This is a genomic window from Ideonella sp. WA131b (assembly GCA_023657425.1).
Taxonomy (GTDB): domain Bacteria; phylum Pseudomonadota; class Gammaproteobacteria; order Burkholderiales; family Burkholderiaceae_C; genus Rubrivivax.
On record JAGTJW010000002.1, the window covers coordinates 511,785 to 531,636 of the forward strand.

19 protein-coding genes are annotated in these 19,852 nt (G+C 66.6%); 7 read left to right on the plus strand and 12 right to left on the minus strand.

Going from position 1 to position 19,852, the window contains the following annotated elements:
• Positions 1 to 24: 24 nt before the first annotated feature.
• Positions 25 to 297 carry a DUF1778 domain-containing protein gene (locus tag KA711_12360; protein ID MCM0609763.1) on the minus strand — a complete coding sequence of 91 codons (273 nt, stop codon included), beginning with the start codon at positions 295 to 297 and terminating at the stop codon, positions 25 to 27.
• A gap of 150 nt (positions 298 to 447) precedes the next feature.
• On the opposite strand from KA711_12360, the gene KA711_12365 reads away from it, so the two are divergent.
• Genes KA711_12365 through KA711_12375 form a run of 3 tightly spaced genes read left to right on the plus strand, consistent with a single transcriptional unit; the run spans position 448 to position 2,223 of the window.
• Positions 448 to 1,482, plus strand: coding sequence for a hypothetical protein (locus KA711_12365; protein MCM0609764.1), 1,035 nt, complete (start codon positions 448 to 450; stop codon positions 1,480 to 1,482).
• A 37-nt stretch (positions 1,483 to 1,519) separates the two neighbouring features.
• Positions 1,520 to 1,735, plus strand: coding sequence for a DUF2384 domain-containing protein (locus KA711_12370; protein MCM0609765.1), 216 nt, complete (start codon positions 1,520 to 1,522; stop codon positions 1,733 to 1,735).
• A complete protein-coding gene (locus tag KA711_12375; protein MCM0609766.1) occupies positions 1,732 to 2,223 on the plus strand; it encodes a hypothetical protein in 492 nt (163 codons plus the stop codon). Before KA711_12370 ends, KA711_12375 begins: the two co-directional genes overlap by 4 nt.
• Here the strand turns inward: KA711_12375 and KA711_12380 are convergent.
• Positions 2,213 to 4,546, minus strand: a complete 2,334-nt coding sequence (locus KA711_12380) for a 2OG-Fe(II) oxygenase (GenBank protein ID MCM0609767.1) — start codon at positions 4,544 to 4,546, stop codon at positions 2,213 to 2,215. The genes KA711_12375 and KA711_12380 overlap by 11 nt on opposite strands.
• Before the next feature lie 173 nt (positions 4,547 to 4,719).
• Here KA711_12380 and KA711_12385 point away from each other — a divergent pair, with 173 nt between their 5' ends.
• Positions 4,720 to 5,088, plus strand: coding sequence for a DUF3596 domain-containing protein (locus tag KA711_12385; protein MCM0609768.1), 369 nt, complete (start codon positions 4,720 to 4,722; stop codon positions 5,086 to 5,088).
• Between the two features lie 217 nt (positions 5,089 to 5,305).
• Here the strand turns inward: KA711_12385 and KA711_12390 are convergent, their stop codons facing one another.
• From KA711_12390 to KA711_12400, 3 genes are all read right to left on the minus strand, one after another.
• On the minus strand, positions 5,306 to 6,334 hold the full coding sequence (locus tag KA711_12390) for a hypothetical protein (protein ID MCM0609769.1): 1,029 nt from the start codon (positions 6,332 to 6,334) through the stop codon (positions 5,306 to 5,308).
• A 471-nt stretch (positions 6,335 to 6,805) separates the two neighbouring features.
• On the minus strand, positions 6,806 to 7,465 hold the full coding sequence (locus KA711_12395) for a nucleotidyl transferase AbiEii/AbiGii toxin family protein (protein MCM0609770.1): 660 nt from the start codon (positions 7,463 to 7,465) through the stop codon (positions 6,806 to 6,808).
• A gap of 10 nt (positions 7,466 to 7,475) precedes the next feature.
• A complete protein-coding gene (locus KA711_12400) occupies positions 7,476 to 7,967 on the minus strand; it encodes a helix-turn-helix domain-containing protein (protein ID MCM0609771.1) in 492 nt (163 codons plus the stop codon).
• Between the two features lie 326 nt (positions 7,968 to 8,293).
• Between KA711_12400 and KA711_12405 the strand changes: the two genes are divergently transcribed.
• Complete coding sequence (locus tag KA711_12405) at positions 8,294 to 8,752, plus strand: hypothetical protein (GenBank protein MCM0609772.1); 459 nt, start codon at positions 8,294 to 8,296, stop codon at positions 8,750 to 8,752.
• Positions 8,753 to 9,037: 285 nt separating this feature from the next.
• Here the strand turns inward: KA711_12405 and KA711_12410 are convergent, their stop codons facing one another.
• The 5 genes from KA711_12410 to KA711_12430 all read right to left on the minus strand — a co-directional run bounded on the left by KA711_12410 (position 9,038) and on the right by KA711_12430 (position 13,817).
• The gene (locus KA711_12410; GenBank protein ID MCM0609773.1) at positions 9,038 to 9,367 is read right to left on the minus strand and encodes a hypothetical protein; all 330 of its coding nucleotides are present in this window, start codon (positions 9,365 to 9,367) and stop codon (positions 9,038 to 9,040) included.
• Positions 9,368 to 9,387: 20 nt separating this feature from the next.
• Complete coding sequence (gene istB, locus KA711_12415) at positions 9,388 to 10,149, minus strand: IS21-like element helper ATPase IstB (GenBank protein MCM0609774.1); 762 nt, start codon at positions 10,147 to 10,149, stop codon at positions 9,388 to 9,390.
• A 13-nt stretch (positions 10,150 to 10,162) separates the two neighbouring features.
• A complete protein-coding gene (gene istA, locus KA711_12420) occupies positions 10,163 to 11,623 on the minus strand; it encodes an IS21 family transposase (protein MCM0609775.1) in 1,461 nt (486 codons plus the stop codon).
• On the minus strand, positions 11,616 to 12,038 hold the full coding sequence (locus KA711_12425) for a hypothetical protein (protein ID MCM0609776.1): 423 nt from the start codon (positions 12,036 to 12,038) through the stop codon (positions 11,616 to 11,618). The genes istA and KA711_12425 overlap by 8 nt, the downstream gene beginning before the upstream one ends.
• Before the next feature lie 738 nt (positions 12,039 to 12,776).
• Complete coding sequence (locus KA711_12430) at positions 12,777 to 13,817, minus strand: PRTRC system protein D (protein ID MCM0609777.1); 1,041 nt, start codon at positions 13,815 to 13,817, stop codon at positions 12,777 to 12,779.
• 1,191 nt (positions 13,818 to 15,008) lie between these two features.
• On the opposite strand from KA711_12430, the gene KA711_12435 reads away from it, so the two are divergent.
• Positions 15,009 to 16,745, plus strand: coding sequence for an IS1634 family transposase (locus tag KA711_12435; protein ID MCM0609778.1), 1,737 nt, complete (start codon positions 15,009 to 15,011; stop codon positions 16,743 to 16,745).
• Positions 16,746 to 17,109: 364 nt separating this feature from the next.
• A complete protein-coding gene (locus tag KA711_12440) occupies positions 17,110 to 18,360 on the plus strand; it encodes an integrase domain-containing protein (GenBank protein MCM0609779.1) in 1,251 nt (416 codons plus the stop codon).
• A gap of 195 nt (positions 18,361 to 18,555) precedes the next feature.
• Here KA711_12440 and KA711_12445 read toward each other — a convergent pair whose 3' ends face one another.
• Both KA711_12445 and KA711_12450 read right to left on the minus strand, forming a co-directional pair.
• Positions 18,556 to 19,386: a M55 family metallopeptidase gene (locus tag KA711_12445; protein ID MCM0609780.1), complete on the minus strand. Its 831-nt coding sequence runs from the start codon at positions 19,384 to 19,386 to the stop codon at positions 18,556 to 18,558.
• 38 nt (positions 19,387 to 19,424) lie between these two features.
• Complete coding sequence (locus KA711_12450) at positions 19,425 to 19,847, minus strand: hypothetical protein (GenBank protein MCM0609781.1); 423 nt, start codon at positions 19,845 to 19,847, stop codon at positions 19,425 to 19,427.
• Positions 19,848 to 19,852: the final 5 nt, after the last annotated feature.

A 19,852-nucleotide genomic window follows, 5' to 3' on the forward strand; every position in this document is an offset into this window, starting at 1 on the left:
TGAAGGCGGCAGCTGTGTCTGAACTCACTTCTGCCAGACGGGGCGAGACTTGGACAGTTTTCGAAGCGCCGGTGCTTCCCTCGCCGGCGCACTGGCCCAGGCCTCAAACCTGGCCCAGTCCTTCGCCGCAATCGTCACGATGCGGCGATTGAGCAGATCGGTCTCAGCGGCTTCGAGGGCGCGCCGCCTCACGAAGTCACTGAGACTGGTACTGGCCTGTTCGGCTGCGGCCTCCAGCAAGGCACGTTCGCTGGCATTGACGCGAACACTCAGAACGGCGGCGGAGGCGGTTGGCATAAGGACATCTCTCAACGGATGTATGACAATAGCATACAAGGCCGCGCGGCGCCACGCTCCTGGCATGCCCATCGCCTACGACGAGCGCCGTGCCCTGACTTCGTTCGGCAACAGCTCGCCCAGCCTCACACACCGCACCGGATTCCGACCATGAACATTCATTCCCTGCGCCCGCGCGATCACGAAGACGCGGCCCTCCTCGCGATCTCGTGGTTGGCCGAGCGGCATCGCAAGTGCTGGCGCAGCGCTTTCGAGGCCTTGCTGGACCTTTGGCGGCCCGAAGGTCCGCGTGATGGCTGGCAGCTGGACGAAGACGGCATGACCATGGTGTCAATCAACGCCGGCGAGTGGTTGATCGCCCGAGGAGAGATCCACGCCCGAGGTGGCCTGCGAGAGATCAACGCCTACCTGCGGGGACGAGAGGGCCCGTTTCTCACGCCCGGCCAGCGCGACTGGATCGCTCAACTGCGCGCACGGCCCCTGCGCCTGTACCGGGTCACAGACGTGCAGCCCGGCGCCGGCATGACCCTGATCGACGAGTTCGACCCGCAGGCCCAGCCTCAGCAGGTGGGCGAGATCAGCGGCAGCCGCAGTGCGAGGCCGGGCAAGCTGCTGGGCGCGCGCATCATGGAAGTCGCCACCGGCGTGGGCATCGACGGGCATCATGAACTCTCGGGAGCCATCTATCCCTTTTCCAAACTGGCGGAAGCGGCCGTGCTGGCGCAGGCCCGCCAGGCAATGGCCGGCTCTGCCGAACGCAAGCTCCAGGTCGACAAACAACGCGATCTGCTCGAGCTGGCCATCGCCCGCGCCTGGCTGGACCAGTGGTTCGCACCCGCGCCGCTGCCGCAGATACAGGATGCGTCGACCGGCGATCCCGTGCTCCTGGTGACCGACCACTACCGCGTACATGATGCGGCGGCGCTTGCCGCCTCAGTGGCGTCTCAGCCCGATGTCAGCGGCGATGCGGCGCAGGGATGGCATCGCCAGGTCGAAGGCAGTGACGGCGCGCAGCGCAGCCAGTCGACCTTCAACCCGGGACGCAGCACCGACCGCGTCGAACGCTTCCACCGCACGCAGCGCCTGGCGGATACCGGCCGTGCCTGGTTCCAAGGCGTGGCCGGCGCGGGCGGGCGGCAGCGACGCGAGCCGCACTCCCCGAGCTTTCTCCAAAAGCACACCTGAACTGCCGCCCGAGGCCATCGCGCAGGCCATCGAGCAAGTGCTCCATCGCCGCTACGCCAACTGGGCCGACGAGACGATTCCGGCTTTGGGCGGTCGCTCTCCGCGTCAGGCCATCGTCACCCCGGCGGGCCTGGAACGCGTGAAGGGCCTGCTGCGCGAGTACGAGGACGGCGAGCGCCAACAGTCCGCCGCCCAAGGGCGGCCCGCCGTGTCCTACCAGTTCTTGTGGGACACCTTGGGGATATCGAGGTGAGCACGGACGGCACCCCGCCCGCCCGCGGTGGCGATGCCGCACGGGTGTTGACCATCGACCTCGAGGAGCTGAGCTGGGCCTTGACTTCGCGCGACCCGCTCGGAGAGAGCGCCCACTGGCTGAACCTCAAGTCCGGGGTGATCCTGTCCCTGATCGGACCCGATGCCTACGACGAAACCGACGGGGATCCCCGCGATGACGGCCGCTGGCTGTTCATCGAACCCATCGAGTCGTCCGAAGCCTTCCGCGTGATGGAGGACTTCGTCGATCAGTGCGGCGATGACCGGCTCGGCCGGGCGCTCGGGCAAGCGCTGCAAGAGCGCAAGCCCTTCCGTCGCTTCAAGGACGTGCTGGCCTCGCACCCGACCCAACGCGAGGCTTGGTTCGCCTTCGAACGCCAGGCGATGGAGGTGATCGCACGGCGGTGGTGCGAAGACCATGGCATCTCGCCCCGGTGGACCGCCCGGCCGAACAGGCCTACGCCTTGAGCCGCGCCAGATCGTCGAGGTCGGCCCTTCGTTGCGCGACCCTGCGCTCGTAGCTTGCCTGGTTCTTGGTGCACACCAGCACATGCGGGCTGCCCTTGCGCTCGGTGCTGCAGTCGACGTCATGCCGGCCCTGACGGATCGAGTCCTGGACGTGACGGCGATCGGTCTCGCGCGCCTTGAAGCGCCAGACCTCCTGTTCAGCACTCTGCACGAAGCGGCTCAGGGCCAGGCAGTGCTCGCAACGGCAGCTCATCCGGGCCTCGCGCCGCCAGTCGGCAGGCGGTGCCAAGTCCAGCGAGGACCGTGCCCGCAGGTGGTCCAGAGCAGCCACCCGCAGCCTCAGGCAGGCCGGCCGGTTCAGCTGCGCCGGCCGGTCGGCGAGCCGACGCAAGGCCGGAACGATGACGGCATCCATCCCATAGGTCTTGGGCCAGGCCAGCCAGTGCGTCACAGCCTTGTCGGCCAACGCGGCCAGGCCCGCAGGCCCCCCGAAGTCCAATGCGCGCAGCGTGTCGTGGACCACGCCTGCATCGACGCGTTCGCGGCGCCACTCGTCGGCCTGCGACCTGGGTCGCGCCGGATCGCCCGGCATGGCATCGAGCAGCGCCTGGGCTGCGCCCAGCACCTGCCCCCGCCAAGCTGAAACGGCGGCAGCGCGTGCCAGCAGGTCAGCGCAACCGCCGATGTGGAGATCGGCATTGCCTTGCACCACGGCCAGCAGCAGCGAACCGATGCGAGGGACCGGCAGCAGCTTCAGGGCCTGCACCAAGCCCGCGTTGTCGCCCACCGCATAGCCACCGGCCGCAACGATGTTGGCCAGCATCGATTCGATGTGCTCGCGATCCTGCAGACGCACCAGTTGCGACAGCACCTTGCTCTCGGCGCCCGGCCCATCGCCCACCCGACGAGCGGCATGCACGGGCCAGCTCGCCAGCATCTCTGCCGCCAGATCGTGGGCCTCGTTCCGGGCGGCGTGACCCGGCTCGGCTCCGCTGTCGATCCAGGCTTTGACCAAGCCGTCCAGGGCCGGCAATGAAGCCGCGAAACCCGCCCGTGCGATCAACCGCAGCCTCTGCCCACGCGGCCACAACACCAGGGCCGCCCGCTGGTAGCTGCGCTCGAACGAGGCGCCTTCGTTGCCTGTGGCCTCGTGGAAGTGCTGCTCGTCCGGCTCCATGTTGGCCAGTGCATCTGGCGGGCAGACCTCGCCTTCGTTGAACGGCAAGGTGCCCAAGGGCGCCACACCGCCGTCGGGCCGCCTCCAATCAGACAGGGTCAAGGAGCGATCGAAAACCTCGGCCACCCTGAATTCGTCATTGTTCTCGTCATCGCCGCCTTCCTCATCATTGTCGTGGTAGCGGCTGCGCCAGCGTGATCCGGAGTCGCCGTTGTACTCCGCTGCACCACTCTCTTCGATGCGCAGCAGCGCCACGTGGAGATCGCAGTCGGCACCGCCAGCGGCCGTGGTCAGCACGGTGGCAGCCGCGGCATCTGCGCCCTTGAGCGCCGCAAACGACAGCTCGGCCGGCGTGTAGGCGTGAGCCAGCGGGTAGACCACCTTGAGCGGCCGATCCTTGTCGAGTCGTGCCGGATCTTCGCACCAACGGCGCAACAAGCGCCCCAAAGCATCCGTCTCCTTGTCGTAGGACGGTGGACGGGGCAAGCGGCCGCGCCCCGTGCGCCGCAAGTTGTAGACGAGCACCAGCCGGCACCCGGAGTCGATGGGCAGCACCTCGTGGACGCAATCGGCATAGAAGGCGGCCCAGGCAAGCTCGGACACATCAGCGCAGAGCAGCTCGAGACGGGCTTCGCGCCCGCGATGACGGATCACCAGTTCACCGCCCGCATGAATCGACGGCAGCGCGACGATGAGCGTACCGAACATGCCAGGCGACTTTTCGGTATCGCGATGCTCAAGGAAGAAGCTGCCCTCGTCGTAGACGAGCAGCTTGTACAGTTCGGCCTCGACGCCGACACCTGCGCCGAGACCCACGGCCGCGCGTTCGACGATGCCCTCCAGCATGGCCGGCCAGTGCCTGCTCTGGATGCGCACGCGGTCGGCGCCGATCTGCCATGTGCGGCGCACGGAAGTGTCGACCAGTGTGTCTGCACCACGGCCGTAGGGCGCGCGTTCAGCCGTCGCGATGAGTTTCGCGGCCTGCGCCGGCAGCAACGGCAGGGCAAGCGGGCCGATGCCCTCAACCTCGATCAGCGGAAGATGCAAGGCGCACTCGCCAGCCGCAAAGAAGTCGCCTGGCGTATGCACGGTATGCAGGACGGCCGCCAGCGCGGCGTTGATCGAATCCATGATCGGCTCCCTCATGACCGACAGTGTGCACGGTGTCGTGCGAGTCGCACTCGGTCGGCGCTACCGCACCTGGTGGTCGGAGCCACCTGAACTGTTCGCCAAGGCCCTCCGTCGAGCAGGTCGCGCTTGCTGCGCCTCACGCCAGCAGCTTCAATTGAATCGACATCAGCGCATCGATGGAGGAACGCATGGGCAGGAAAGGCACCGGTGTCGAGACCCGCGGCAAGGCCATCTGGATCCAGTTCAGCCTGAATGGCGAGGTCGTGCGCCAAACGCTCAGGCGTGACGGCATGGCGACGCCGCCGTCAGCAGAGAACCTCAGTGAGGCCAAACGACTCGCCGCTGAGATCCGCAGCCGACTGGTGGCCCTCATCGGCCTCATGGTGGCCCTGACGGGCCGGCGGCGCCTGTCGAGCCGGCATGATGTCTGCGGCTCCTGCGGCTCAGCAAGGCTGGTGCCGCTCAACAGTCCAGCCGGCCAGCGCATCGCCAAGCGCCAAGCCCCACAACAACGAAGGCCCGCTGCGTGCGGGCCTTCTGAATCTTGGGGTGGCTGATGGGACGCAAAACGGCGACCTAAGCTGTTGATCTCATTGAGAAAACTTCCGGGAGAAATCGAACTGTTCCCCCTTCTGTTCCCCTACTCATCGTGAGCCGTCATGAGACCGCAAGCAGAGACATTCTGACGGTCTTGCTCGTCGCTGGCAACGACGCTCTGGCGAATTTGAATCGAGCCGCTCCACCGGTGGGGAGCATCTCCGACTCGACCGCGGGCTAAGGCTTGCCTGGTGGCCCGTTGACGGCACTCCGTAGTCCTGCCACCAACTTTCCGATGCCGATGACGATGCCGTCGACCTCCGACGTTGAGACCGTGATCCGCTGCCCAACCTTGTAGGTCAAGTCGCCCGACTCGTTGATGTATCGCTGATCCACGATGCCATCGCTGTGGGCCAGCAGGTGCCGCTTCTGGAACAGCCGCCTGAGTCGCTCCAGGTCTGAACTGCCGAGGATATCGACATACGCAACGCCGACCCGCGCCTGCCAAAGCTCGCTGCCCTGTGCGAGTCGCTGAAAGGCATTCATCGGCGCGGGAGTTGCAGGCGCCGTCGATGCATACAGCCCCTCGCAGCACCGCTGGAACGCGGTCACACCATCCTGCAGGCATGACTCGATCAACGACCGGCACATCAGCTCGGCTTCATCCCTGCCGCCCACCGCCGCGATGGCCTGGCGCACGACTTCGACGTTGTCCTTCTTGGCCCTGATCTTGCGCAGGGAGTCATCGAACATGCGATCCACGGAGCTGTGGCCGCACGCCGGGCAAAAGTAGGCCGAGCCAATCACCGCGAACCGGCAACTGCACTTCTCGCACGCGATCTCGAGCTCCATTGCTGCCGACGCAGCCGCTGGAACCCTGTACGGCGTGAAGTGCGGTGCGCCGCCCACCTTCATCGACATCGAGATCAGCGAGTTCCTTGGCTGCCGCCCGTTAAAGGCCCTCGCATCCGCCCGCATCGCGCCGTCGATCGTCGATTCAATCACCCTGCGTGCGTGCCGCTCGGCATGTTGAACCTGGGCCTTGGTGAACCAGCTCTTGGCTGGCGCCGCGTGACCACACATCGGACACCAGACGCCTTCGTCGCGGCAGATGTTCTTCCAGTCTTCGTCCTTGATCTTGAACTGGAACTCGCAGTTGGTCGACGGGCACTCCTTGTCGATGTAGCCCTTCTCGTCACTGTCGATGGGGACGGTAATCGAGCGGCGCTCGAGTGCGCGCAGTTCTCGCAACATGTTGTCGAACATAGGACCTCTACACGGCACCAAAACAAAGAGGGGCACCGGTTCGCGGCGCCCCTCGACCTTGCGGTTACTTCTTCTTCGGCGGTTGAGGCGCCGGCGTCCGCTCCTTGACGGTCGTGTCAGGGTGCGTCTTGCCGTAGTGCTCTTTGACGTACTTGCCGGTCACGGCGCTGCGGTAGCTCTCTTGCGTCTTCTTCGTCATGTCGATCACCTTTCTGTTCGATCAACATGAGCCCGGTGCCCGCAAGGCTCGCTAGAATCTCAGGCTCGACCGGGGGGTCCTAGCGGCCTCCCTTCCCCTGGGCTCGAACCAGTTCAGGGCGTACAAAGCCAGGTTGCCGCCTGGCTTTGTGCGTTGCAGACCCTGTGATTGTATCCAGGGTTTCGACGCGCAGTAGTGGAAACCCTTGTGGATTTCCTGTGCCCAAGTCTGCGCCACTCCACCGCGTACTGCTGCGCCATCGGGTGCCACGCTCATCGTTCCTTCAGTGCGGACAGATAGGCGGTGGCAACTTGGACGCAGTGCTCCAGGCTCGGCTGGTACCCGGTCGCTGCGATCGCCTCAAAGGTCGCCACGAACCCCGCACCTGGTTGCCCGATCTGCTCGAGGAACCGGTCTCGGTGCCGCATCAGGAAAGGCCTGGCAGCCGCCAGCGCTTCCGGCTCTCGCTCGACCACCATGGACAGGTCGAACAGATCACGCGCGGTTGCCCGGTCGCCGCGGTGGTACATCTTCTTGGCGATCACCTCGGCAGCCGTCTCGACACGCACCGGCCGCCCCTGAATCTCCCACCGCTCCCATGCGACGTCGGTCAGGTTCGGCGCGGCCACGAAGTCGACCTCACCTTCCTCGAACTGCAGCTTGACGAACGAGCCAGGCATCTCCGTGTACTCCTCGGTCAGTGATGCCGCCGTGTCGCTGAGCCGGGGCGTCACGTAGCCGAGGTACTGCGGGTCTGGCACGAAGATGTCGATGTCCTTGCTGAGGCGATGTCCGTACCTGAACATTAGGACGGTTCCGCCTCCGAAGGTCCAGAACGGATCCGCCAGACCCCCATGGAGCTGGATGTCGTCGACCAGCCGCAGCGCTCGCTGGAACAGCACTTCCCAGGGGCCAGCCGGCAGCGGCTTCATCACGCCCTCGTCACGCCCACAAGCCTTGCCGGTGCACTGCCAGTGACCTGGCGAGCTTCGCGACGTTGCGCCACACAGCCTTGGGCGCCACGCCCTCGTTTGCGGCGGCTTCCTCCACGGCCATCACCACCAGCGGCACGGGCGCCTCGTCGAGCAGGTGGGTCAGATGGGCCGCGTAGCCCTTCGGCACGCTTCCGCAGACCAGCGCGTGGCCGAGCGTGTCGGGCGGCACCTCTTGGACATAGCTCACGCTGGCGTTCTTCGCCGCCATCCACAGGCCCCGCTTCCGGGACCGCGCCGCCTGGCTGGGCGGATCGAGGTCCAGCCCCAGCACCGACAGGAGCTGGGACACCCGGTTGAAGCCCAGGTCGCTTAAAGCGCCCGCCTCCAGGCCGACCAGCGTCTGCCGCGAGAGACCGCTCAGCTGCGCGAGCCGCGACTGCGTCAGTCCCAGCGCCTCGCGCCGCTCACGAATGATGGTGCCCAGGTTGGAGAGGTCCACGGTTTGGCTCTGAGAAATGTCGAATATTTTAGACATTCTAGCGTATCCGGATTGGTCTAGCCAGACGCTCGCCAGCGGAGCGGCAGGTCGCTCGCTGCCCACAACCGTGACAAACGTGCTCGCCGTCGGGCCAGCGCGGACGGTCGAGGCCATCAATCAGTCGCCGACGCCGCGCCGCAAGGGCATGAACCTGCTCGCGCGACATCAGCCTGACCGATCGCGCGATCAGTGGCGCGGAGTCCCGGCCAGGGATGAGCACGAACGCCTCGTCCGACACCGGGACCCCCAGGTCGTCCTCTACCGCCACACGCTGCGCCGAGAGTTGGATGACGTCCGACATCCTCACCACAGCAGTCGAACGCGTCTTCAGCTCGACCAGCACGACCAACCCGCTCGGCAGCCGATACGCCCTATCCACCCTGGCCACGATGGGCCAGTGGCTCGTCGACCTGAACTTCGACTCCACCCAGAGCAGTTCGGCATCACGCAGGACGGCCGGTCGCTGGCGCCATTCCGCGACGCGTGCGCGGCGCCAAAGAAGCCACCATGAAACTGCCAAGGCGACGGCCAGCACCAACACCCACAGCCAAATCGATTCGAACGTCATGGCCGACGCCTGGCAGACCATCGCCGCCAGCCGTGCGCCGCCCACCCCAGGATGCACTTCGTCATCCACAGCAACGGCGGACGGCCCAGAAGAACGCCGCAGAGGCGAGGGCCGGCTCGATAGTAGGCCGCCACCAGGCGTCGACCCCAAGGCCGCGGCCGCAGGACCGCATCCCTGAAGTCGCGGAGGGCATCGGTCTGCCATGCGTCCCCGAAGACCATCGTCGCGATGAAGCATCGCTCGCCCGGTCGTCGGGTCGCCCCACCATCCGCGGCAGCTGCGCTGCGCCCCTCCTGCTCGAAACGCACATGGGCGGCGATACCCCGCTGCCGAGCCACTTCCTGGGCCGCACTCCGCTTCGCGCCGCGAATAGATTCGAGGACCACCAGACGCTCGCACCTGCCCATCTGTGCGAGCTCGGAAGCCCCCACGCTCCCGTCCCGGCGACGCCAGGCGCGCCTCCTCATGGCCCACCCTGGTCATCGACGGAGGGCTCGAAGAGTCCGTTCGTGACCCCGTCCGCATCGCCGTCGAAGCCGATCGAGCCCGGCGTTTCGCTGAGGGTCTGCCCAGGGAGCTTCAGGAGACCTTGCTGGACCAGCAAACCGTCGTAGGCAAGCAAGCGCAGCCGGTTCACGCGCTTGGCGCCCTTGCGGAAGCGGATCAGTTCGTCGTACAGCCGCGGATGCTCGGCCCGTGTGGGCGCCGGTGCGAACGTGTTGAGTTCTGGCCGGTTTCGAAATGCTGAGGGGATCGCGGAGGGAGTGGCGTGATGCCGGCGCTGACGCGGCACGCAGTGGATGCCGGCGTGCTTCAGATCTCGGCGTGTGACTGGCCGCGGTAGCTCTTGCCTTCGATCACGACGGTCTCGACGTGGTGCAGCAGCCTGTCCAGGAGTGCCGAGGCCAGGGTCGCGTCGTTGTTGAAGATCCCGGCCCATTGCTTGTACGGGCGATTCGTTGTCAACAGCGTGGTGCCGCGCTCGTAGCGGTGGCTGATGATCTGGAACAGGCAGTCGGCGCCGAACTTGTCGATGGGCAGGTAGCCCAGCTCGTCGATGCACAGCACCTCGGGCTTGACGTAGGCTGCCAGCGCCCGCTTGAGGCCGCCGGCGGCCTGCGCGGTGGCCAGCGTGTTGATGATGTCGATGGCGCCGGTGAACAGCACCGAGTGCCCGCGCTGGCACGCTGCATAGCCCAGGGCCGTCATCAAGTGGCTCTTGCCCAGGCCGACGCCGGAGATGAACACCACGTTGGCGTGCCGGGCCACGAAGTCCAGGTGGAACAGGTTCTGTATCTGCGGCCGGTTGATCTTGGTGGGCCAGTTCCAGTCGAACTTGTCGATGGTCTTGAGCACGGGGAAGCGGGCCTGGCGGATGCAGCGCTGCACGCGTCGGTCCTCGCGCTGGGCGGCCTCGCCGTTGAGCAGCTCGGCGAAGTAGGCCAAGTGCGACCACTGCTTGTCGGCGGCGGCCTTGGCCAGTGGCTGGTAGTTCTCGCGCATGAACGGCAGGTTCAGCGCGGTGAGCTTGGCCTGCGCGGACAGGGCATCGGGGTGGGCGTGGCGTGCTCGCATGGTTGTCGCTCCTTCACTCACGGTCGTAGATGGACAGGTCGGGCGCGGGGATCTCGATGTCGAGCAGGTCGGCACTGCGGGTGAGCTGCAGGGCGGCGGGCTCGGCCCCGATGCGCCGGCGCGCGGCCAGGATGTGGGCGATGTACTCGGCGCTGAAGGCCTGCAGCTCCAGACCGTCGTCGATGGCGCGCTCGACGGCCTCGCGGCCGTGCATCTCGGCCAGGGCGAGGATCTGGCGCAGGTGCACCCGGGCGTTCACACGCCGGGCCTCCAGGCCCTCGCGGTAGGCTTGGGCGCGCGGCGACAGGGCCAGGAACTGCACCAGCAGGCGTTGCTCGCGGGCGCTCTTGCGCTGCTGGGCGAGTTGCTGGGCGTGCTCGGCAAGCTCGAAGTCCTTGTTGCGCTGCATGCTTCGCGCGTGGAGCGCGACGAGTTGGTCGTGGGCATAGATGCACAAGCGGTCGGCCCAGGCCTTCAGGGTCAGGCGTTGACCCACATGGCGCGAGGGCACGGAGTAGGTGTTGGAGTCCAGCGCGACGCGGAACTGCTTGTTGACGCTTGCCGTGCGCACGCGTGCGAGGTCGAACCCGACGGGGTTGAGCCGCTTGAGGCGGGCGCGCTCTTCCTCGAACATGTCCACGGGTCGGCGCTGGGTGGCGCCGTGCACGCGCACGTCGGCCACCGTGTCCACCCACAGCTGCGCGGCGGGCTGCACGGCGCTGAAGTCGATGAACTCCTGGCCGGCCAGGAAGTTCTTCTTCACGTAACCCACGCCGTTCTCCACGCGTCCCTTCTCCCAACCCGAAGCCACGTTGCAGGGGGTGATCTGGAAGCCCCAATGGCGCGAGAAGTCGAGGTACTTGGGGTTGAACACCGGCGCCTCACCGACCAGGCGCTTGAGCACGGCGGACTTCAGGTTGTCGACCATCAGCCGCGCGGGCACTGAACCGAAGGCGGCGAAGGCGTTCTCGTGGCAGGCCAGGAAGAACTCCATCTCCTGCGACACGGTGAACTCCAGGTACATGCGCCGGCTGTAGCACAGCACCATCACGAAGAAGCTCAGGCGCCGGCGCGTGTTGCCCACGGCGACGGTGCCGAACTCACCCCAGTCGAGCTGCGCGCACTCGCCCGGCTCGAAGTCCAGCTTGAGGAAGGCCGGCCGCTGTCGCGGGCGGATGCGGTGCACGTAGTCCTTGACGATGGTGATGCCGCCGCCGTAGCCGGCCTCGAGCAGCCGCTGGTAGATCTGCTGGGCGCTGTACGGGTGGGCGTCGAGCCAGCGCACGATCTGGCCCTTGAAGGCGTCGAGCTTGCTGGCGCGCAGCACGGCCTTGCGCGCTCGGAACTGTTCGGCCTGCGCCCACCGGGCGACGGTGCGTACATCCAGGCCCAGCGCTCGCGCGGTCTGCGCCACCGTGAGTTGCTGGCGCACCAGGTGGTCACGGATGCGGCAGTAGGTCTCGTAGTCAACCACGGCGCGCTCGAGCCTGCTGCAGCAGCGCGGCCAGGCTCACGGGCTGGCCGCCGGTGTTGGCCCCGGCAACGCCCGGTGGACGCGGCGCCGGGCGCTGCGCCGCCACGGTCCCCGGCAGGGCCAGCACCTGGTACAGCGGCGAGCGATAGGCGATGAGATCCAGCTCGATGAGCTGCTGGCGTGCCGCGGCGAACTGCTCGTCACTCAGGTGCAGCCGCCGGGCGAGCGTGGCCGAGCCGTAGTAGCTCAGGCCCTGGGCATCGGACACCGTGACCAGGAACAGGTACAGCGCCGCCGAGCGGGCCTCACAGCGGTCGATGAAGTGCTGCTGCACGAGCGCCTGGTCAACCCAGCTGAACTGCTCGGGGACCTGGCGCAGCCGCTCGGGCCGAAGTAGCTGCTTGATGGCCTTCACCGCACCTCCCGTTGATCACGTCGCGCCCAAGTTGTACGAGGCGCCGGGTGGTGCTGGCCATGTCATCTTGTAGCGCCGGCTGGAACAGATGGGCCACAAGCCCCGCCAGCAAAGGCGATTCGGCGATCAAGAGATCTTGTAACGCCACGGTCGGGGGCGCCCCGGGAGCCTCGACACGATTGGCCGATTCCTCAATCGAATCAGGCACTTGCAGCGGCAAGAGATCTTGTAACGCCCGCGGCGGGCGCACCCGGTCGCAGCTGTAGCCGGGATGCGCGGCGCGCCAAGCCTGGACGCGGGCGACGTGCACGGGGCCGCTGAAGTAGTCGCGGTTGGATGGCTTGGACAACCAGGCGGCCTGGCTGGCTGCCTTGCTCGCGCGCCGGCAATCGACGGCGCAGCAGTAGCGCTGACGTTCACCGCTGCGATGGTCGGGGAGGAAAAACTCCCCGCACGACATGCACTTGCGCTGTCCCGCCTTGGCCATCGTCGCTCCCCAACGAACCCGTCGAGCGCGACAACCACCTCGAGCGAACACTCGTCGGCGCAGAGTCTGAAGAAGAAGGAGAACGGAGCTGAAGAAGACCGTCAGAGACGGTGATCCGAAGAAGACGGATCAGCAAGAACACGCACGTTCAGACCGGCTGAAAGAAGACAAATTCAAGCCGGCGCCCACAGCCCGCTCCAGCTTGAAGACCAAGCGGATCGGCAGCGGCTCCTTGGGCAATGGACTGATGGTCATGCTGCACCTCCATGCTCGCTGGCCGCGCGGTCTCGCTCTGCCGCCATCACGCTTCGGGCGTAGTTCTGCCCTGCCAACTGGAACCCGCGCACGTTGGCGAACATGGGCTCCTTGACCTCGTGGATCCGGTGCCTTGGAAACGCTGCCTTGACCGCCTTGCGGAAGAGGAAGGCGCCGCCACCCACGAGGATGATGTTCTGCAGACTGTGCGGCGACTCGATCCACTCCTTCATGCTCGACACGGCCTGCTCCGTCACGCTCTCGGCCAACGGCAGCAGTCGCTTGAGGTCGTAGGGTTTCTGGAAGATGACGGGCGCCTTCCCCGTCCGCAGCGCCATGTCGATGGCGTCGAGATCGCGGAAAGGCGTGCCGATGTCCTTGGTGATCTCGGCGGCGAGCAGTTTCAGCACGTCGGCGACGCCGCGATTCACCGAGTGGCTCTGCTTCTGCACCAGGCGCATGCCCTGGGCGACCAGCCAGTCGAAGGTTCGCGCGCCCGGATCGATGATCAGGCTGCGCTCCTTGGCGATCTCCCCCAGCTTGCCGTGGGCGTGCGCGTAGTAGGCCAGCGCGCCCTGCGGCTGGGCGACCGCCAGCGTACGCACCACGAAGATCTTTTTGCCGCCGCCGACATCGTGCTCCCCCGTCATGACCCGCTCCAGGGCGGCCTTCTTCACCGCGAACAGCGCCACCGGAAGGCCGACGACCAGCAGGTCGATCTGGCTCTGCCGCATCGAACGCAACGCGCCTCGCAGCAGCGCCATGTACTCCGGCGATTCGATGTAGTCGTCGTGCAGCTGCGTGGCACGGAAGGTGTCTGCCGCCAGCCGCACCTCGGGGCCAACTTCATAAAAGAGCGACCCGACCGGGATGAACATGGTCTTGGCCCCATCCCCGCCGGGCCAGAGTGGTTGCCCATTGCTGGACGGGTAGGCCAGCGACGGGAAGCTCGCGCAGCGGATCTCGCTGTCCGCCGCGCCGATGACAAACTTGGTGTTGCCGGAACCGACATCCACCGCCCTCACGATCAGGTTCATGGTGTTCTCCGAGTGAACGAAAGAGTGCTCAGGATCGACAGACCGACCCCGTTCCTCCACGCGGATACCTGCTTCTGCAGACCCGATTTCGACATCGGATCCGGCCCGGTGTCACTGCGCTGGCACTGCACTGAACTTCGGGTGACACCGAGAGGGCGCTTCGGCCGCGTGGTGTCACCACGGTCACACTGGAAAGTCACCCGTCAACCCCGTCCCGCGGCTTGTCCGTCTTCACGAGGCACGCCCCGCAAAGACCGGTGCCACCCTTGTCGGGGTACCTGAGGCGGCAGCCTTCGCTGTCAACCCCGCGCCAATGCTGGCGATCTTGGCCATTGCCACGCTAGATCGGCCCTGCCCCCGAATCGCGCGCCGTCAACTGCCCGCCCCAAGCGACGGCCTTTCCGGCGCCTTGCGGCGGCAGCTGCGCCCGCGGCCTTGACCATGGGTGGCGCCGCGGTTTCCACTGTGGGCTCCCGAGGGCCCCTCGCCCGCTCCGTCCTCTCGTAGAAGACGAGCACAACAGGCGTCGCAGTCGTTACCTGCCTCGTGTCTTCAACCGAAGCTCCCGTCCCGAACGGGTGGCGCGACCGGCATCGACCTCCAGAAGGATCGACGCCGCCAGCGTGCCGAGCCCTCCCCTGTCGCAGTGACCTGCCCGGTCCAAGCCAGCCGCATCCTTGTGATGACGGCTGGGCGCTCCAGACGCGCACCGGCGCAGCAGAACCCCGTGGCGGCACCTGATGCCGCGCACCGTTCCCGCCAGCCCTTGAGCACGCGCATTTGCGCATCGTGCGGCGTGATGGCCTCCATGAGGCTCCTTGCACGACCTTCGCTCATCAACTCGACACCGCCCTGGACTCTCGGTCAGGGGTGGACCCATGCGAGTGGCCGGCGCTGCACACCAGGCCTGATCCACCGAATGACCCAGGGCTCGACCCTGGCGTCGATGTCGCACCCAGCCCCGAGCGGGGTGGACATCACCACTGTCGTCGTGTCGCAGAAATGCGCAGACGGCCTGGATCAACACGTTTCTATTTTTAAGCTGAAGTTCCCCGCCCCAACGTAAGGCGTGGCTGAGCCAAGTATCTGTCACGACTCACAATTTCGGCCCTTCCGGGCCTTTTTTGTGCCTGACTGTGTAGTCACTAAAAAGTGTTGCTTCTGTGCGCCTTCTGAGGCAGAATTGCCAGCATGGCATCCCGCACAGGAACCGCTCACGTCGTCACCACCAAGCGGGCGTACAAGGACAAGGTCTACTTCACCCACCTGCTGCGCCGCAGCTACCGCGAAGACGGCAAGGTCAAGAACGAAACCCTGGGCAACCTGTCCCACCTGCCCGATGCGCTGATCGACATCATCCGGCGCTCGCTGCAAGGCGAGACCTTCGTTCCCGCCTCCCAGGCCTTCGAGGTCGTGCGCTCGCGCGCCCATGGCCACGTGCAGGCCGTCGCTGTGGCCATGCAGCGCCTGGGGCTGGCCTCGGTTGTCGCGTCGCAGCCCAGCCGTGAACGCGACTTGGTGCTGGCCATGGTGGCCTCGCGCATCGTGCAACCCGACACCAAGCTGGCCACCTCCAGGCGCTGGCACAGCTCGACCCTGGCCGAGGACTTCGGCGTTGCTGACGCCACCGAGGACGATCTGTATGTCGCCATGGATTGGCTGCTGACGCGCCAGGACGCCATCGAGAAGAAGCTCGCCGCACGTCACCTGCGCGAGGGTGCATTGGTGCTGTACGACTTGTCTTCGAGTTACTTCGAGGGCAGCACCTGCCCGTTGGCCAAGCGGGGCTACAGCCGCGATGGCCGGCCCGGCACGTTGCAGGTCAACTACGGGCTGCTCACCGATGCGCGTGGCTGCCCTGTGGCGGTCTCGGTGTTCGAGGGCAATACGTCGGACAGCCTGACCTTCCTGCCCGCCGTGCAGCGTGTGCGCGAGCGCTTCGGCCTGGCGCAGGTGGTGATGGTGGGCGACCGCGGGATGGTGTCGCAAAAGGCCATCGACGAGCTTCGCGGCCAAGGCGGCATCGACTGGATCACAGCGCTCAAGAGCGTCTCGATCCGCTCCCTGGTCGAGCAGGGCCATTTGCAGCTGGGCTTGTTCGATCAGCGCAACCTGGCCGAGATCACGTCGCCCGACTATCCCGGCGAGCGCCTGGTAGCCTGCCGCAACGACGCCCTGGCCAGGCTGCGGGCGCACAAGCGTGAGAGCCTGCTGCAGTCCACCGAGGCCTTGCTGGGCCTGGTCAAGGCCAGCGTGGATGCGGGCCGGCTCACCGGGCAGGACAAGATCGGCGTGCAGGTGGGCAAGATCATCAACCGCCACAAGGTGGCCAAGCACTTCGAGCTGAGCATCGGAGATGCGGCGTTGAACTGGGCGAGAAGGCAAGACGCCATCAACGCCGAGGCGGCGCTGGACGGGCTGTATGTCATTCGCACCTCACTGGACGCCAAGCGCATGGGCGCACCGGATTGCGTGCGCAGCTACAAAGCCCTGTCCAACGTGGAGCGGGCGTTCCGATCATTGAAGACGGTGGACCTGAAGGTGCGGCCCATCCACCATCGGTTGGCCGACCGGGTGCGCGCGCACATCCTGCTGTGCATGCTGGCGTTCTACGTCGAGTGGCACATGCGCGAGGCCTGGCGCGAGCTGATGTTCGCCGACACCGATCAGGCCGCCAAGGCCACGCGCGATCCAGTAGCGCCAGCCATGCGCTCGGCTTCGGCAAGCGCCAAGGCTGCATCGAAGGTGCTCGAGGACGAGCAGCCTGCGCATAGCTTCGCAACCCTGATGGCAGAGATGTCCACCCTCGTGCGCAACACCTGCCGCGCACCGAGCGCTGGCGCAGATGCGCCAACCTTCGAGGTGCTCACCACCGCCACGGCACACCAACAGCGCGCCATGGCGCTGATACAGGCCATCCAGCCGTAGTCAGAAAACCAAACCCGAAATCCATCGCAAGTGGTTGATGGAAAAGGGCAATTCGGCTCGGGTGTGGGGGAACTTCAGTTTAAGACTGACCGAGCTGACCGAAGACCTCGAACGAGATCACCGGACAGCAAAGCCATGGGTGGGTGTGGCGCCAGAAGAGATCGATCGCCGCACCGACGTTTCAGACGATCTCCGCCACCGTGGGCTTGCCAGGAATCGGCCCCGGTGACGTGCCTGTCGGCGCCTCTGGGCCTTCGATGGGCTTCGATGGGCATCGATGGATTCCTCCAACCCCGGTCGCCTTCCCGACCGCTCATCCACCGGCGCGCTGTTCGGGCAGTCGCCACCCTCCAGAAAATCCACCATGCCCCGCATCCGCCGTGAACAACCCTCGCGCCGCCGCCAGCAGGCGGCCGCCTCGCGCAACGAACTGCGCGACGCGCCCACCCTGCCCTCCTCATCCACCCGCCCTTCCGGGACCACCCCGAAGACATCTACCAGCCCCGGCCGCCTCCACGGCCAGGACGCCCCGCGGCGGCAACGCTGGGCGGGCAAGTCACCCCAGCAGGTGCTGGACATGTACCCGCCGGGCAAGACGCCCGTGAACCGGGTGGTGGACGTGCTGATCGAGCTGTTCAACCCGCTGCACACCGCGCTCGAGAAGACCGTGTCGCACAAGACGCGCTACGAGCGCGCCCACTTCCTGCGACGCTTCTTCCGCGAGCTGCACACCGACGCCGGCTTCAAGCTGGCGCCCGACCCGCGCAACCTCGGCCAGCGGCATGTCCAGGCGATGGTGAAGGTGTGGCAGCGTCGCAAGCTTTCGCCGGGGACCATCCAGACCTACCTGAGCTTCCTGCGCGGCCTGGCGATGTGGCTCAACAAACCGGGCTTCATCCGCAAGCCCGAGCACTACGGGCTGACGCCCGAGGAGTACGAGCGCCACGAGAACGCCCAGCACGACAAGAGCTGGAGCGGCAACGGCATCGACGTGGAGGGCTTGCTGTCCCAGGTCTCTGCCTGCGATGCCCGCATCGGTGCGTCGATGCGCCTGATGGTGAAAGTCGGCCTGCGGCGCAAGGAATCGGTGATGTGCCGTCCCTACGCCCATGTCCACCCCTTCGAGGAGACGGGGCTGCCAGTCGAAGAACGGAGGGCGGATCGGTATCTGTGGACGAAGGGCAAGGGAGGCCGCCCGCGCTGGCTGGCGCTGGCCACCAGGGAGCAGCAGGCAGCCATCGAGCATGCGCGCAGCGTCGTCAGCGGCCACGATGCACACATGGGGGCGCCGGATCTCGACCTGAAGTCCAACCTACGGCGGCTGGACTACGCGCTGCGCAAGTTCGGCCTGACGAAGCGGGAGAGCGGAACCACCGGCCACGGCGCGAGGCACGACCACCTTCAAGGCGAGTACGAGGAGAGGACGGGCACGCGAGCGCCGATTCGCGGCGGCGAGCCCGTTGATCCGGCACTCGACCGGCAGGCGCGACTGCACGTGGCGAGCATCGCGGGTCATGCGCGCCTTCGCTCGGCCGGGGCATACGTCGGTGCAATCCGACGCGAGCCCGCCGACAAGGCCGACCCGGCCAAGGGCGACCCAAGCCGGCCCGAATAGGACAAAAGTGACGACGCAGTCCCCGCCGCCTGAATCGGCACGGGTCGGGGAACGGCCGCTTTCCGAACCGCCGCTGGACGACCTGGCCGTCGCTTGACGACCCACTGCTGTCGTTCAGCTCCTCGGGTCCGAGGACTGAAAGCGGGCTCTCGAAGTGCTGGTCAGTTCCTGCCAGTGATGATTCGCCTGCGCAAGTCACTGCGCTGCGAACCACAAGAAGGTCAGCACATCGAAGTAGCGCCGTGTTTCCAGTACCAGTTCTGTATTCGACACCTGCTGCACCTGCGGATAGAACGACTTGGCGTAGGCGTCGCTGGCCTTGTTGAAGCAGAGTTTGAAGTTGAACGCCTCGGGCAGCGCCGGTGGCGCCACCGTCGGGCCGCGAGCCGCACGCTGCACGGCCGCCTGCACGCCTGCCTGGATCCGATTCGCGGCCTCGGCGGGCAGGATGGACTGCACCGAAGCGCCGAAGCCCTGCAGCGTGGCCACCGTCTGCAGCCCTTCGATCAGCCCCGAAGCTTCGTCGCACAGCTGCTGATCGCCCGACAGGAACACCAGCGGCACGCCCACGCTGGCGGCGGCGTAGGCATAGATCAGGAACTCCGAGGCGGTCTGGCCGTTGAGTTCCACGCGTGCGAAGGCGCGGCTGGAGACCGTGTGCGCCAGCGGGTTGCCACCACAGCCGCCGGCCGAGTGGTAGCCGACGAAGGCGGCGGCGTCGAAGCTCTCGTCGATGCCCTGCACCATCGCAAAGGGGTGGCCGCTCCAGCCGCGGATGAGCTGCAGCGACTTGCCCGCCGGTGCGCACAGCTTGTGCGGATCGATGTTCCTCGCCGTCCAGTGCGCGTCCTTGACGACGATCGACTCGACACCGGCGGCGTAGGCGCCTGCGCAGGCCGCGGCCACTTCGGCCGTCATCTGGTCACGGAATGGCGCGTACTCGGCAGGGTGGCCCTTGTCGACCTCCACGGGTGCGCTGATGCAGGCCACGCCTTCGATGTCTGAACTGACGTAGAGCTTCTTCATAGTCTTCTCCGGCCGGGCGGGGAGGGTGCGGCCCCGCGTCATGTCTTCAGTTGTCGGATCCGGTCGCGCAGGCCAGCGTCCATCGTTCGCATGGGTGTGCCGCTGCGTTGGCGGATCTCGTAGCGGATCCACCCCATGGCAAGCACGTCGGCGCCGTGCGCGGGCCGGAGCGCGAAGTGCAAGCTGAAGCCGTCGTCCTGCAGCGCTTCGAGACCGACGTCGACGGCGACTTCTTCGTCGTAGGCGGGCGACCGGTGGATCGAGACGTCGCAGGCACTTTCGCGCAGCACACCGTCCCGCGCCGTCAGCACACGCAGGTCGACATCGAGCCGGCGAAGCGCCTGCGCAGCCGCCTCGCCGAAGAAGTTGACGTAGCCGGCCAGCGCCAGCTCGCCGTGTGCGTTGCACTCGGCATAGCGCACACGGGCGCGGAAATCTGCAGCGGGTGTGGGGAAACTCATGACAG